Origin of the sequence: Haloarcula salinisoli (genome assembly GCF_019599405.1) — an archaeon.
Lineage (GTDB): Archaea > Halobacteriota > Halobacteria > Halobacteriales > Haloarculaceae > Haloarcula > Haloarcula salinisoli.
Genome location: NZ_RKLQ01000002.1, coordinates 835,989 through 849,599, shown reverse-complemented (window position 1 = coordinate 849,599; position 13,611 = coordinate 835,989). Strand labels below are relative to the sequence as shown.

Below are 13,611 nucleotides of genomic sequence, written 5' to 3'. Positions count from 1 at the left end.
CTATCGGAACCGCATGTATCCGCCGACAGCCAGTACCAGGACCAGCGCGACGCCGCCGATGGCCGTCAGGGGCAGCCCGCCGCCACCGTTCGGGTCGGTGACTTCGATGGGGACCCGGTAGGTGTCGGAGATGGACGAGTCGCCGTCGGGCTCCTCGTAGCGGAAGTCAATCGAGACGGGGTAGGCCTTCTGGAGGGCGCTGCCATCGGCACTGACGCTGAAGGTGATGGTCTTGGACTCGCCGGGCGCGAGCGAATCGATGTAGGACTCATCGTCGTCGGCGTTGATGGGCGAGGAGGTAAACAGCTTCGCCGTGATGTCCGAGAAGGTCTGGTTGCGCGTGTTCGTCACCGTGACCTCGATGTTGCCGGACTGGCCGACGCCGATGGAGGTGTTGGCCGATTCGATGCTGAACTCGTCCTGACTGGGCGCGACCGCTGCCTGGGCTTCGAGGGTGTCGCTCTCCTCGCGGTCGCCGTCGGTGTTGCGGTAGCTCGCGACGAAGTCGAACTGCTTCGACCCCGCCTGGGCGCTATCGGTCGCATCGACGGTGAACGTCACCTCGGTCGAGTCGCCGGACGCCAGGTTCCCGACCGCCTCCTGGGTCTCCTGTGGCGAGAGGTCGTTCTTGTCGCTCGCCCAGTTGATGACGACGTTGTCGACGTCGCGCGGGCCGTCGTTGGTCACTGTCGCGGTGATAGTTCCCTCTTCGCCGGCTCTGAGCGTGCTCTCGACGTCCGAGAGCGTGAACGTCTGTTCGGGGTCAGGCGTGACGCTCACCGAGGTGCCGGTAGACTCCTTGCGGACGCCGTCGGGGTCGTCGAACGCGACGTTGAGCTGGAAGGGATACGAGTCCACCTGGGCGTCGTCGGTCGCGGTGACGTCGTACCGGAACGTCCGGCTCTCGCCCGGCGCCCACGAGTCGACCGAGCGAGTGCTCTCGGTTCGCTCGCCGAAGGTCAGGTCCCCGTTCTGGCTCGTCAGCGTGACGTCGCTGTTGTTCGCGGCCGTCTGGCCGGTGTTCTCGACGGTGACGGCGACGGTGCCAGTGGAGCCGACCTGTGCGTTGGAGTCGACGTTCGTCACGTCGAAGGTGGCGTCGTCGCTGACGGTGACGGTGACAGTTCGGGTCCGCGTGACACTGCTCTCACTTCGCGCGCCGCTGTCGGCGATGGAGTCGTAGTATCTGTAGCTTAGCTCCACCGGGACGCGGTACGTGCCGGGTTCGGCGTCTTCGTCGACGCTAATATCGAAGGCGGCTGTGGTCGGGGCATCGGTCCCAAGCGAGCCAAGCGACCGGGTGCCGGTGGTGATGGATATCGGGGCACTGCTATCTTCCATCTCGACGGTCAGCCCGCGGGCGGTCGTCACTTCGCTGTTCGGAGGGTTCTGCCCGCTGCTGAAGTCGATGTCGCCGCTGTTGACGAGCACGACCTCGAGTGTCGTCTCATCGCCGGCGGCGACGGTGTCGTCCTGAAGCGAGGCGGTGATATCGGGACTGCCTCTGACGGCGGCGGCAGCGGTTCCGGTAGCTATCACGAGCGCGGCGATGGCCAGCAACAGAGGGATGGTGCGTTTATGCATTGATGGCGGGTAGGGCGTTTTCGGGGGTTTTCAGCTCCGCAGCGACCGACCACACCCCCGTGGTGTATCGGCGCTCCGGTTTTGAGCGCATACTCAGTCAGGTGTAACTGAGACACAATTCGTTAATTAGCCTTGTGATTTTCACCTGCCGACGACTCGCGTTGCAGCGGTCCTGCCGGCTGCCGTCCCCGTGATGGCCCTGAGGCTGGTATCAATTCGATTCTACCCTAACTTTAATATGATAAACGAACGTTCGTTCGTCTACGTGGCCGAACGAACGTTCGGCTACGGGGAGTCGAAGACACAATGACAGCAGACACATACGTTGGCGCGATCGACCAGGGGACCACGGGCACGCGGTTCATGGTGTTCGACCACGCTGGTCAGGTCGTCGCCAACGCCTACGAGAAGCACGAACAGATTTACCCGGAGCCAGGCTGGGTCGAGCACGACCCGATGGAGATCTGGGAGAACACCAAAGAAGTCGTTCAGCGGGGCCTCTCCCAGAGCGACCTCGACGCCGAGCAGCTGGCGGCGCTCGGCATTACGAACCAGCGTGAGACGACTATCGTCTGGGACGCCGAGACCGGCAAGCCAGTCCACAACGCCCTGGTCTGGCAGGACCGTCGGACGACGGACCGGGTCGAGGAGATTCAGGACGAGGGCAAGGTCGAGTGGATCCGCGAGAAGACCGGACTGGAGTGTGACGCGTACTTCTCGGCGACCAAGACCGAGTGGATTCTCGACAACGCAGAGCCGCTGAAGATGGACGCCTCCCGCGGCGAGGACGTCCGCGACCGGGCCGAGAACGGCGAGCTGCTGATGGGGACTATCGACACGTGGATGATATACAACCTCACCGGCAACCACATCACGGACGTCTCCAACGCGTCGCGGACGATGCTGTACAACGTCCGCGAGCTGGAGTGGGACGACGAACTCCTCAAGGAGTTCAACGTGCCCAAATCGATGGTGCCGGAAGTTCGACCGTCGTCGGACGAGAACCTCTATGGCCACACCGACGCCGACGGCTTCCTCGGTGCCGAAGTTCCCGTCGCCGGTGCGCTGGGTGACCAGCAGGCCGCGATGTTCGGCCAGACCTGTTTCGACGCCGGCGACGCGAAGAACACCTACGGCACTGGGTCGTTCTACCTGATGAACACCGGCAACGAGGCGGTCGAATCAGACCACGGTCTGCTGACAACCATCGGCTTCCAGATGTCCGGTGAGCCGGTCCAGTACGCGCTGGAAGGGGCGATATTCATCACCGGCGCTGCCATCGAGTGGCTCGAGGACGTCGACCTCATCAACAACGCCGCCCAGACCGCCGAGCTCGCGAGCTCGGTCGACTCGACCGACGGCGTCTACATGGTCCCGGCCTTCACCGGCCTGGGCGCGCCCCACTGGGACGGGCGCGCCCGCGGGACCATCGTCGGGATGACCCGTGGCACCCGCAAGGAACACATCGTCCGTGCGACGCTGGAATCCATCGCGTACCAGACCCGCGACGTCGCGGAAGCGATGGAAGCCGACTCGGGCGTCGAGACGACGACGCTCCGTGTCGACGGTGGCGCGGTCAAGAACAGCTTCCTCTGTCAGCTCCAGGCTGACATCATCGGCACCGATATCGCGCGTCCGGAGGTCGACGAGACCACGGCGCTCGGTTCCGCCTACGCCGCCGGCCTCGCCGTCGGCTACTGGGACACCGTCGACGAGCTACGGGACAACTGGCAGATCGACCAGGAGTTCGAACCGGAGATGAGTGCAGACGAAGCAGACAAGCTATACAGTCGCTGGGACGACGCCGTCGAGAAGTCCCTCGACTGGGCACAGGAGGAATAAAACATGGATCCAGTACTCCTTCAGATCGACGCGCTGGGCGGTCGAACCGCTGTGGAGTTTACCTACTGGCTCATCGCCGCGTTCGCCGGCGGTGCGTTCGGTGCCGCTATCGGTGCGCTCCCGGCGTTCTGTTTCACCGGCTTCGCCGTTATCGCCGGCGAAGCGGCCAACGCGATCGGCATCACCGGCGCAGGCTCCGGTGCCGAACTCGGCGCGTCCGGGCTGACCGGGCTCGTCGGCTTCGGTCCGGTCTTTGGCCCCCACATCGCCTTCGCCGGCGGTGCGGCCGCGGCCGCCTACGCCGCGAAGAAAGAGGGTGCCATGCCGCCCCAGGAGGACGGTGGCTACCACCCCGGTAAGGACATCGCCTACGCGCTCGGGACGCGTCCCGACGTCCTGGCCGTCGGTGGCCTCTTCGGTGTGTTCGGCGCGACACTGAACACTCTGGCCGCCAGTCTGGTGAGCCCGATTGTCGGGTTCGACACCATCGCCTTTACCGTCTTCACCTCCGCGCTCGTCCACCGCATCGTCTTCGGCTACTCGCTGTTCGGCTCGCCCGGCGGCAGCGGCTACTTCGACATGACGCCGTTCGAGAACGGCGAGGAAGTCGCCGCTGACGGTGGGAGCGAGGTGATGCGGCCGGCCGTCGAACCGTGGCTCCCCCACCAGTACAAGTGGAGCGGTGTGACCATGATCGGCCTCGTCGGTGGGCTGCTCGGTGGCTTCCTCGTCATCACGACGGGGAGTATGTTCCTGAGCTTCGGTATCTCCGCGGCGTCCCTGACCTTCCTCAACCTGGGCGTCGAGAAGATTCCGGTGACCCACCACATAACGCTGAACGGCAGCGCTGGTGCGGCGGCGTTCGTCGCTGACCCGACCGGCTCGTCCCAGCTCGTCGCGCTGCTCCTGGGCGGTGTCTTCGGCGTCCTCGGCGCACTGGTCGGTGAGGCCGGCCAGCGCGTCTTCTACGCACACGGGGACACGCACGTCGACCCGCCAGCGTTCGCGCTCCTCGTAGTCACGCTTCTCATCGGCGTGCTGACGGTCGCCGGTGTCACCGTGCGAGGCGTCTACGTCCCGTTCTAACTAATCCGACCACCCTCGGATATCCATTTTTGTACGAACCCCGCAGCCTGAAACCTCAGTCACAATGGATCTCGACACCCGAATCACGCGACGCCAGCGCGACGAGACCGGGCTCGTCATCGACGACGAGGCCATCAGCCCGGTCGCCCACGTCGCAGAGCCCATCGGTCGTGGTCCGGTGTTCGAGACGCTGCTCGACTACCTCGACCCGGTGCTCGACGGCGACCTCCCGCCGGACGCATACGTCTGGGGGCCCACCGGGGCCGGCAAATCCGCCGTCGTCACCGCCCTTTTCGCCCACCTCCGGCCCCGCCGCTCCAGGCTCGGCTCCATCGTCCACACGGCGACCCACGACGGCCCCGGCCGCCGTTCTGCCCCGTCGTTCGTCTACGTCGACGCCCGGGCAGCCACCACCGATTTCGGTCTCTACCACACCGTCCTCGACGGCATCGTCGAGGAGTCGGTCCCGACACAGGGGGTCCGCACCGAGACGCTGCTGGACCAGCTCCGCGAGACGCTGGCCTCGCCGTCCTGCCGCGCCGTCGTCGCCGTGGACCACGTCGGCGAGTCCGAGACCGATGCCCTGTCGGCGTTCGCCGAGCGCCTCGACGGACTCGGGGACGCACTCGCCTGGCTGGCTATCGGCCGCACACCGCCGGCCGACCTCGAATCGCTCCCCCCAACAAAGCGCATCGAAGTGCCGGCCTACGACACCGGGACCCTCGCCGATATCGTCACCAGCCGGGCGATGTCGGGCCTCGACGCCCACGCGCTCACGTACCAGCAGTCCCGCGCTATCGCCGCGTGGGCGAACGGGAACGCACACGACGCGCTGGCCGCGCTCTTTGCCGCCGCCGACCGGGCGAACGAGTGTGGCCGGTCCCGTATCGACGACGAAGACATCGCTCACGCACGCGAAGCGATTCAGCGCCCCTGTGTCCCGCTCGCGCAGGTGCTCACGCTCGCCCCCAACCGCCAGCGAGTGCTGTCCGCGTTGCTGGACGTCGATGCGGGCGACCGCTCGTCGGTCGAGGACACGGCTGCCGCCATCGCCGGCGACGTCGACCTCTCGGCCGGGACGGTCAAACGCTACCTGTACGAGTTCGCCGACGACGGCATCGTCGACCGCGTCCGGACGGACGGGTCGACGAGCGGTCGGCCCCCGAGTCGCGTCGAGCCACGGTTCCCGACGCGGGTGTTCCGGCGGCTCCACGAACGGGGCGGGCCCGATACCGTGTGAGGTGCTGTCGGCCCCGACGGGTACAACGCCGTTGCTGTGAGTCGCTGACGAAAGTATTTCACCGCCAGTGGCGTAAGGCGGTGTATGGCCGGTGACGCTGCGTTCGGGGGCGAAGCCACCGACACGCGCGAAGAGATAATGCACGCCACGTACGCCGCCCTCCAGAAGCACGGCTACGCGGGCATCTCCATCTCGCGTATCGCCGAGGAAGCCGACCTCTCGAAGTCGTCGTTCTATCACCACTTCGACGGCAAACACGATATCCTGCTCGCCTTTGCCGACTACATGCTGGAGGACTTCGAGCGAGCCATGGGAATCGAGTCCACCGGCGACCCGGTCGAGGACCTCTACACGTTCCTCAACCTCATTCTCGGAGTCTATCCGACCGAGCGGGCCGCCCCGGACCAGGTCGAGCGCCTGGGCGCGTTCCTCGAAGTGCGCTGCCAGGCCATCAACGACCCCGAGTTCCGCCAGAAGTTCACAGAGAACCCGGACCGCTACGTCGCCCACCTGACCGAGATCATCGAGGACGGCATCGAGCAGGGCGTGTTCCACGATGTCGACGCCGAACGGACCGCAACCTTCCTGCTGACTATCGTCGACGGCATCATCGTCGAAGCCACGACGCGGACCGACGACCCGCGAGAGGACCTCTGGGAGTCGTTGAGCGAGTACATCGAGGACAACGTCGTCCGTCGGCGGACAGACACCGACATCGCCAGCTGGCGCCAGCGACCGGGCCGGCTGACGACCGGCGGCACGCAGAACAACGCCGACCCGCGGCTGACGACCGGGAGCCCGGGCGACCACCCCTTCTTCCCGTCGAGACCCCTGAAAAAGGACCTGCGTGACCCCGACGACGAGACTGAGGAGTAACACGTCGGGCGCGAGCGACCCGCGCTCCCGACGTGCCCGTATTTCGGCCCGAAAGAACGCAAACGAATTTGATATAATTGTCGTTGCCTAACATTAATATGTCAACCAAGTGTCTTCTCAAATACGCGGAGTTGAGAGACACAATGACAGACACATACGTCGGTGCGATAGACCAGGGAACGACAGGTACGCGGTTCATGGTGTTCGACCACAGCGGACGGGTCGTCACCAGCGCCTACGAGAAACACGAACAGATTTACCCGGAACCCGGCTGGGTCGAGCACGACCCAGTGGAGATCTGGGAAAACACCAAGGACGTCGTGACCACGGGTCTCGACGAGGCAGACCTCGACCCCGGGCAGCTCGAAGCCATCGGTATCACCAACCAGCGCGAGACCACGATCGTGTGGGACAAGGAGACCGGCAAGCCAGTCCACAACGCGCTGGTCTGGCAGGACCGCCGGACGACGGACCGGGTCGAAGAGATTCAAGCGGAGGGGAAAGTCGAGTGGATTCGCGAGAAGACGGGGCTGGAGTGTGACGCGTACTTCTCGGCGACGAAGGCCGAGTGGATTCTCGACAACGCCGAGCCCCTGAAGCTGGAAGCCGCCCGCGGCGAGGACGTTCGCAAGCGAGCCGAGCAGGGGGAACTCCTCATGGGGACCCCCGACACGTGGATAATATACAACCTCACCGGCAACCACATCACGGACGTCTCCAACGCGTCGCGGACGATGCTGTACAACATCCACGAGATGGAGTGGGACGACGAACTCTTAGAGGAGTTCGGCGTGCCAGCGTCCATGCTACCGGAAGTCCGTCCCTCTTCGGACGAGCAAACCTACGGCTCCACGGACGCCGACGGCTTCCTCGGCGCGGAAGTGCCGGTCGCCGGCGCGCTGGGTGACCAGCAGGCCGCGATGTTCGGCCAGACCTGTTTCGACAAGGGTGAGGCCAAAAACACCTACGGGACCGGTGCGTTCTACCTGATGAACACCGGCAACGAGGCGGTCGAATCGGACCACGGCCTGCTGACCACCGTCGCCTTCCAGATGTCCGACGAGCCGGTTCAGTACGCGCTGGAGGGGTCCATCTTCATGGCCGGGGCGGCCATCGAATGGTTGGAGGACGTCGACCTCATCAACAACGCCGCCCAGACCGCAGAACTGTCTCGTTCGGTCGACTCGACCGACGGCGTCTACATGGTCCCGGCTTTCACCGGCCTGGGCGCGCCCCACTGGGACGGGCGCGCTCGCGGGACTATCGTCGGAATGACCCGTGGGACGCGCAAAGAGCATATCGTGCGTGCGACACTCGAATCTATCGCCTATCAGACCCGTGACCTCGCGGAGGCGATGGAAGCCGATTCGGGCGTCCAGACGGACAAACTCCGGGTCGACGGTGGTGCGGTCAAGAACAACTTCCTCTGTCAGCTCCAGTCCGACATCATCCAGACGGACATCGCGCGACCCGAGGTCGACGAGACCACGGCCCTGGGGAGCGCCTACGCCGCCGGCCTCGCCGTCGGCTACTGGGACACCGTCGACGAGCTGCGGGACAACTGGCGAATCGACCGCGAGTTCAGCCCAGAGAAGAGCTCCGAGGAAGTCGACAAGCTCTACGACCGGTGGGACGACGCTGTCGAGCGGTCTCTCGACTGGGCACAGGAGGAGTAACTGCCGACGGAGCACTGCATACGCGGTCCGCCGTGGTGTAGGGGCCGCACACTCCCGACACAACCTTATTTTACAAGCACGCGTCCGTTCCTGGAGAGAGATGCTCCAGGCACTCGCTGTCGGCGGGTTCGGGCCAGCGACGCTTCTGACCGTCGCGGCCGTCGTCTTCCTGGGCGGTCTGGTGAAGGGGACCGCCGGCTTCGGCTACGCCATCGTCTCTACCGCTGTGCTGGCGACGCTGTTCTCGCCGACCGTCGCCGTCGTCGTGATGATACTCCCGATGCTCGTGGGTAACCTCCGACTGCTCGGCGAACTCGACCGGGCCGAGATTCCCCAGTGTGTCGCTCGGTTCTGGCCCTACGTCCTCGGCGCCGCCGTCGGGACGCTGGCTGGGATGGCCATGCTCGGCCGGATTCCCCGACCGGTGCTGGCGCTCGGACTCGGGCTGTTCACGCTTGCCTACGTCGCCGCCACGCAGCCCTGGGTCGTCCTCCCGGGCGAAGCGTGGACGCGCGAGCGGTGTTTCCGACCCGGCACCGCAGCGAAGGTCGGCGTCGGACTGGTCTCCGGTGTCGTCTTCGGTGCGACGAACGCCGCCGTCCAGGTCGTCGCCTACCTCGACAGCCTCGACCTGGACCGCTCGACGTTCGTCGGGGTCCTGGCCATGATACTCGTCGGTATCTCACTGCTCCGGCTCGGGGCGGCGTGGGGACTGGGGCTGTTCGCCGCCGGCGACGCGGCCCCTGTCACCCTCCTCGCGCTCTCGGCTGTCGCCGCCGTCCCCGGCCTCGCGGGCGTCGCCGCCGGCCAGCGCCTCCGGCGACGGCTGGCAGACGGTACGGTGACCGCGGGTGCGCTCCTTTTGCTCACGCTCATCGGCCTGAAGCTCCTCGCTGACGGCGCGACCGGGCTTTGATAGTGATTATTGTATATCATTTCCGGATAGTGCCGACCCCCGGGGTCGGCGCGTACCGGCAAATCGCTACACGAATCACGACGAGTGGCTGCCGTGTGCCGAAAGAGGTTAACAGATGGACCGACGATTGCCACTCGAATGAGCGAGCAACCGAACAGGGGGACCAGCGGGGGGCCACAGCTGGGGAACCTCCTCACGGTCGTGGGGTGGATCGCGATAGGTGCGGTGTCGCTCGCCACCGTTCTGGTCGTCCTCGGAACCATCGTCGTGCTTCCGTTCTCCCGGGAAGTCGCCATCGGCCTCGGGCTCGCACTCGGGGGCGGTATCGGCGGCGTCGTCCGCCTCTTCCGGGCGTCCGAGGGAGTCGAATCGCCCGATCAGACGATGACAGTCGGCGTCGACACCGCCGAGCCGACGGCGCCGGAGCCGGCGGACCTCTTCGACGGCCATCCCGACCCAGTGCTGTACTACGCCGCCGAGGGCCACGGGCCCATCGTCCGGGCGGCCAACGACGCGTTCGGCGAGACGTTCGACGTGCCCGTCGAGCGCATCGAGGGAACGCCGCTCTCCGAGGCGCTCCTGGTCGCCGGCGAGGAGACAGTCGACGCCGACGCGGTCACTGCGGGCGGGCTCGACCGTATCGTCGACTGTGAGACGACGGCCGGGACCGAACGGTTCCAGCTCAGAACGATCGGCGACGGCGAGACCGGCTACCTGCTGTACACGCCACAGACCTAGGTCAGCTCGGCCGCCGTGTGATATCACGGAACGCGGTGTCGATATCCTCGAAATCCGAGAGCGCGTCGTCCATCTCCGCCTGCAGCGTCTCGGCCCGCTGCTCGAGCGATTCGACCTCCTCGTTGCCGTCCAGCGTCTGGGGCGTCTTCTCCCCTTTCAGCAGGGCGAGTTTCGACGTGACTTCCAGATACTCCGCGAGCCGGTCGTCGTACCGCCGGGCGGCCAGCTGCTGGTCGATGGCCGCCACCAGGTCATCCTTTTCGACGGGTTTGCAGAGATAGTCGTCGAAGGGCATATCGATGATGTCGAAATCGGGGTCGACAGCCGTTATCATGATGACTCGCGTCGAGATATCCCGGTCGCGAATCTCTTCGAGAACCTCGTCGCCGCCCACGTCGGGCATCCGCCGGTCGAGCAACACCACGTCGACATCGTCGTCCAGCCGATCGAGCGCGGCCGCCCCCCCGTAGGCGGTCTCTGTCTCGTACCGGTTGCGGAGACGCAGCGCGTAGACGTCAGCCACTTCCGCCTCGTCGTCGACGACGAGGACGGTTGCGTCCGCAGTAGACTCTGACACAGTAGCCTATACTGTCGGGGGATGGCATATAACTATTTGTGAGCCACGTAGTGTCGGCCCCTGTCAGAGTCCCGTCGAAGCGCGGAACGGAACTTTAAAGATTGCGTCACGGCCAGTTTCAGCATAGGAATGCTCGCGCCACCGCTGCAAGTCATCGACAGCTTTCTGCTGAACTACACCATCGGTGACGTCCTGTTGCTCGGGTTCGTCCTCGGTGCCGTCGGCATCCTGCCGACGCGCTCGCTGAAGATGCTGGGTGTCCACACCGTCTCCATCGGTGTGTTGTTGCTGTTGATACCCGCCTCTATGATGGCACCGAACGCCGGCAGCTTGCTCTCGTCATCCTTCGCGTACAAACTCGTCGGGCTCGTCCTCCTCGCGCTCGCGCCCGTCCTGTACTCCGTCGGCCGGAAATAACTACCCCAGTTTTCTCAGTGCGGTGAAGAAATCCAGCGGTGGGCCAGCCAGCCGAATCGGTTCGCTCGCCCGCGTTATCGTCACTTTCTCCGGTGGTGAGAGCTTCTCGCGCACCCGACCGTCACTGACGACGACACCCTCGTCGGCGGCGGTGACCGACACCGTCACGTCGCTGTCGACGTCGGCCACGAGCGGGGGCATCCCGTCGGTCTGTGCCATCCCGGTGATGACCAGCCCTCCGACGGCGGGGTGGACCAGCGGCCCGCCCTCGCTCAGGTTGTAGGCCGTCGAGCCGGTCGGTGTCGCCACCAGTACCCCGTCGGCGTGGCCGCTCGTGTACAGCGAGCCGTCGACGCGGACCTCGAACTCCCCTCCCCCGCCGCTGCCACGGTGTGCGCCCTGCACCACGACCTCGTTGAGCGCGGGCGAGAGCTCCCAGCCGTCGCCGGTCGCCCGGAGTCGCGGCATCGCTCTGGTCCGTGCGCTCCCGGTCTTCTGGATGTGCTCGACCTCGGCGACGACCGTCTCGACGGCCTCCTCGGGCGCCAGCGCGTTCAGAAAGCCCACCTCGCCGAGGTTGACGCCCATGATAGGCGTCGACCCGGCGCCACGGGCGGCATAGAGGAAGGTTCCGTCGCCCCCAATGGAGACGACCAGGGTACACTCGCTCATCTCCTCGACCGGTCGGGTCGACGGGGTCGTGGCGTTCCACGCGTCGTGGTCCTGCAGCGCCCCGCCGGTGGTCTCGTCGACGACGACGGTCGCCGAGACCTCCTGGAGCCGATCAGTCAGCGTACTCGCGAGCGCCATCGCCCGGTCGTTATCCCGCTGTGCGACGATGCCGACGGTCATGGTGGCCGTTCCCGCCGGGTGATTATAAACCCTCCACGACGGCAAGCTTATATTTGTCTGCACGACAGTGTGCATCCATGGCTGTCTGTGGCCGGTGGTCGCGCGAATGAGCGAGGGCCCGGAGGACCGCGACGACGACTGGTTCGAGAGCGCGTTCGACGACGAAGACGAGAGCGACGCGACCGACGCGACCGACGCGACCGACGAGTCCGGCGACGAACCCGACGCCGATAGCGACGCGGGGAGCGAGAGTCCGTTTGCCGGCGACGACGGCGGCAGTCCGTTCGAGGACGATAGCGGTAGTCCATTCGACGACGATGGCGGCAGTCCGTTTGAGGACGATGATGCCAGTCCGTTCGAGGACGACGGCGAACCCGACGGGAACGACGGCGGGAGCCTTTTCGGCGACGACTTCGCGACAGCGTTCGAGTCAGCGGGTTCGCCGGGCGGCGGCGGTGGCGGCTCGGGCACCGAGTTCGAGGACGAGGACTTCGACTCGGATATCCCGCGTATCGATATCGGCATCGAAGGCCTCGACCGGATGATACAGGGCGGGATTCCACGGCGGCACCTGATTGTCAGCATCGGCTCTGCGGGGACCGGCAAGACCACGTTCGGGCTGCAGTTCCTCCATCACGGGCTCGAGAACGGCGAGAACTGCGTGTTCATCACGCTCGAACAGTCCCACGACGACATCATGGACACGGCCGACGACCGCGACTGGGGGTTCGACGAGTACGAGGCCAACGACCAGCTGGCCGTCGTCGACCTCGACCCGGTGGAGATGGCCAACAGCCTCGACAACATCCGCGGCGAACTCCCGGGACTCATCGAGGACTTCGACGCCGACCGGCTCGTGCTGGACTCGGTTTCTCTGCTGGAGATGATGTACGACAACCCCGCCAAGCGCCGCACCGAAGTGTTCGATTTCACGCGGTCGCTGAAGGCCGCCGGGGTGACGACGATGCTGACCTCCGAGGCCAGCGAGGACAACCCCTACGCCTCCCGCCACGGCATCATCGAGTACCTGACCGACGCCGTCTTCGTCCTCCAGTACGTCCGCTCGGAGACCAGAGAGACCCGCCTCGCCGTGGAGATTCAGAAGATACGCAACGCCAACCACTCCCGTGAGACCAAGCCCTACGAGATAACGATGGACGGCATCAGCGTCTACCAGCAGGCCAATATCTTCTGACGGGCCACGCCGTGCCAGTGTTCACCAGGTGACGGCCAACGGAGAGCCGACCGGCAACCACCTTTTATCCGTCCCACCGGCGAACCGTCGGGCATGACGCTACTCGTCCCGTTCGACGGCTCGGCGCTCTCGGAAGCCGCCCTCGAACGCGCCACGGAGTTCGCGGAGTTTACCGGCGAGGACGTGCTCGTGCTGACGGTCGTGCCCGACGAGCCCGAATACGCCCTCTCTCGGAACTGGCTCGATGCCAACGACCCGTTCGACCCGGACGCTATCGCCGAGCGGCTCCGCGAGCGCGTCGCCGACATCGCTCCCGGGGCCGACTTCCGCTACGAGATTCCGGAGGACGTGAGCTCGATGGCCTCCTGTACGACCGACGTGATTCGGACCATCCGTACGGTTGCCCACGAAGTCGGGGCCTCGATTGTCTTCATCGGTAGCGAGAACGCCGGCCGCGTCTCCTCACCCGTCTCCAGTGTCGGCGCCCCAGTCTCCGAGGACCCGGGATACGACGTTTACATAACTCGGCACGCGTGAGCGCGGCAGTGCAGCCGCGCTCTCTCACGCGGATTAGCGGCAGTGCAGCCGCGCTCTCTCACGCGGATTAGCGGC

The 13,611-nt window shown here is 65.7% G+C and carries 13 protein-coding genes; 10 read left to right on the top strand and 3 right to left on the bottom strand.

All coding sequences use genetic code 11. The features are described from left to right. Window positions 1-1,584 (bottom strand): COG1361 S-layer family protein, encoded by a 1,584-nt coding sequence (locus tag EGD98_RS13575; protein ID WP_220588905.1) that lies wholly within the window; start codon window positions 1,582-1,584, stop codon window positions 1-3. Between the two features lie 306 nt (window positions 1,585-1,890). Here EGD98_RS13575 and glpK (EGD98_RS13570) point away from each other — a divergent pair, with 306 nt between their 5' ends. The 7 genes from glpK (EGD98_RS13570) to EGD98_RS13540 all read left to right on the top strand — a co-directional run bounded on the left by glpK (EGD98_RS13570) (window position 1,891) and on the right by EGD98_RS13540 (window position 9,958). Beyond that, complete coding sequence (glpK, locus tag EGD98_RS13570) at window positions 1,891-3,426, top strand: glycerol kinase GlpK (RefSeq protein WP_220588904.1); 1,536 nt, start codon at window positions 1,891-1,893, stop codon at window positions 3,424-3,426. A 3-nt stretch (window positions 3,427-3,429) separates the two neighbouring features. Beyond that, window positions 3,430-4,512 (top strand): DUF7973 family transport facilitator, encoded by a 1,083-nt coding sequence (locus EGD98_RS13565; protein ID WP_236039479.1) that lies wholly within the window; start codon window positions 3,430-3,432, stop codon window positions 4,510-4,512. A 64-nt stretch (window positions 4,513-4,576) separates the two neighbouring features. Continuing rightward, window positions 4,577-5,752 (top strand): AAA family ATPase, encoded by a 1,176-nt coding sequence (locus tag EGD98_RS13560; protein WP_220588903.1) that lies wholly within the window; start codon window positions 4,577-4,579, stop codon window positions 5,750-5,752. A gap of 84 nt (window positions 5,753-5,836) precedes the next feature. Next, window positions 5,837-6,628, top strand: coding sequence for a TetR/AcrR family transcriptional regulator (locus EGD98_RS13555; RefSeq protein WP_220588902.1), 792 nt, complete (start codon window positions 5,837-5,839; stop codon window positions 6,626-6,628). Window positions 6,629-6,771: 143 nt separating this feature from the next. Then, the gene (gene glpK, locus EGD98_RS13550; protein WP_220588901.1) at window positions 6,772-8,304 is read left to right on the top strand and encodes a glycerol kinase GlpK; all 1,533 of its coding nucleotides are present in this window, start codon (window positions 6,772-6,774) and stop codon (window positions 8,302-8,304) included. Between the two features lie 100 nt (window positions 8,305-8,404). Beyond that, window positions 8,405-9,220 (top strand): TSUP family transporter, encoded by an 816-nt coding sequence (locus tag EGD98_RS13545; protein ID WP_220588900.1) that lies wholly within the window; start codon window positions 8,405-8,407, stop codon window positions 9,218-9,220. Window positions 9,221-9,358: 138 nt separating this feature from the next. Further along, window positions 9,359-9,958 (top strand): hypothetical protein, encoded by a 600-nt coding sequence (locus tag EGD98_RS13540; RefSeq protein WP_236039478.1) that lies wholly within the window; start codon window positions 9,359-9,361, stop codon window positions 9,956-9,958. 1 nt (window position 9,959) lies between these two features. Here EGD98_RS13540 and EGD98_RS13535 read toward each other — a convergent pair whose 3' ends face one another. Continuing rightward, a complete protein-coding gene (locus tag EGD98_RS13535) occupies window positions 9,960-10,535 on the bottom strand; it encodes a response regulator (RefSeq protein ID WP_220588899.1) in 576 nt (191 codons plus the stop codon). Window positions 10,536-10,664: 129 nt separating this feature from the next. Here EGD98_RS13535 and EGD98_RS13530 point away from each other — a divergent pair, with 129 nt between their 5' ends. Next, the gene (locus tag EGD98_RS13530) at window positions 10,665-10,952 is read left to right on the top strand and encodes a DUF8006 family protein (protein WP_220588898.1); all 288 of its coding nucleotides are present in this window, start codon (window positions 10,665-10,667) and stop codon (window positions 10,950-10,952) included. Here the strand turns inward: EGD98_RS13530 and EGD98_RS13525 are convergent, their stop codons facing one another. Further along, on the bottom strand, window positions 10,953-11,804 hold the full coding sequence (locus EGD98_RS13525) for an NAD(+)/NADH kinase (protein WP_220588897.1): 852 nt from the start codon (window positions 11,802-11,804) through the stop codon (window positions 10,953-10,955). Window positions 11,805-11,910: 106 nt separating this feature from the next. On the opposite strand from EGD98_RS13525, the gene EGD98_RS13520 reads away from it, so the two are divergent. Beyond that, window positions 11,911-12,999, top strand: coding sequence for a KaiC domain-containing protein (locus tag EGD98_RS13520; RefSeq protein ID WP_220588896.1), 1,089 nt, complete (start codon window positions 11,911-11,913; stop codon window positions 12,997-12,999). A gap of 93 nt (window positions 13,000-13,092) precedes the next feature. Then, a complete protein-coding gene (locus tag EGD98_RS13515) occupies window positions 13,093-13,536 on the top strand; it encodes a universal stress protein (protein WP_220588895.1) in 444 nt (147 codons plus the stop codon). Window positions 13,537-13,611 lie beyond the last annotated feature (75 nt).

Coding starts and splice junctions, on each gene's coding strand:
- EGD98_RS13575 (WP_220588905.1), bottom strand. CDS start 1,584: ATGCATAAACGCACCATCCCTCTGTTGCTGGCCATCGCCGCGCTCGTG.
- glpK (WP_220588904.1), top strand. CDS start 1,891: ATGACAGCAGACACATACGTTGGCGCGATCGACCAGGGGACCACGGGC.
- EGD98_RS13565 (WP_236039479.1), top strand. CDS start 3,430: ATGGATCCAGTACTCCTTCAGATCGACGCGCTGGGCGGTCGAACCGCT.
- EGD98_RS13560 (WP_220588903.1), top strand. CDS start 4,577: ATGGATCTCGACACCCGAATCACGCGACGCCAGCGCGACGAGACCGGG.
- EGD98_RS13555 (WP_220588902.1), top strand. CDS start 5,837: ATGGCCGGTGACGCTGCGTTCGGGGGCGAAGCCACCGACACGCGCGAA.
- glpK (WP_220588901.1), top strand. CDS start 6,772: ATGACAGACACATACGTCGGTGCGATAGACCAGGGAACGACAGGTACG.
- EGD98_RS13545 (WP_220588900.1), top strand. CDS start 8,405: ATGCTCCAGGCACTCGCTGTCGGCGGGTTCGGGCCAGCGACGCTTCTG.
- EGD98_RS13540 (WP_236039478.1), top strand. CDS start 9,359: ATGAGCGAGCAACCGAACAGGGGGACCAGCGGGGGGCCACAGCTGGGG.
- EGD98_RS13530 (WP_220588898.1), top strand. CDS start 10,665: ATGCTCGCGCCACCGCTGCAAGTCATCGACAGCTTTCTGCTGAACTAC.
- EGD98_RS13525 (WP_220588897.1), bottom strand. CDS start 11,804: ATGACCGTCGGCATCGTCGCACAGCGGGATAACGACCGGGCGATGGCG.
- EGD98_RS13520 (WP_220588896.1), top strand. CDS start 11,911: ATGAGCGAGGGCCCGGAGGACCGCGACGACGACTGGTTCGAGAGCGCG.
- EGD98_RS13515 (WP_220588895.1), top strand. CDS start 13,093: ATGACGCTACTCGTCCCGTTCGACGGCTCGGCGCTCTCGGAAGCCGCC.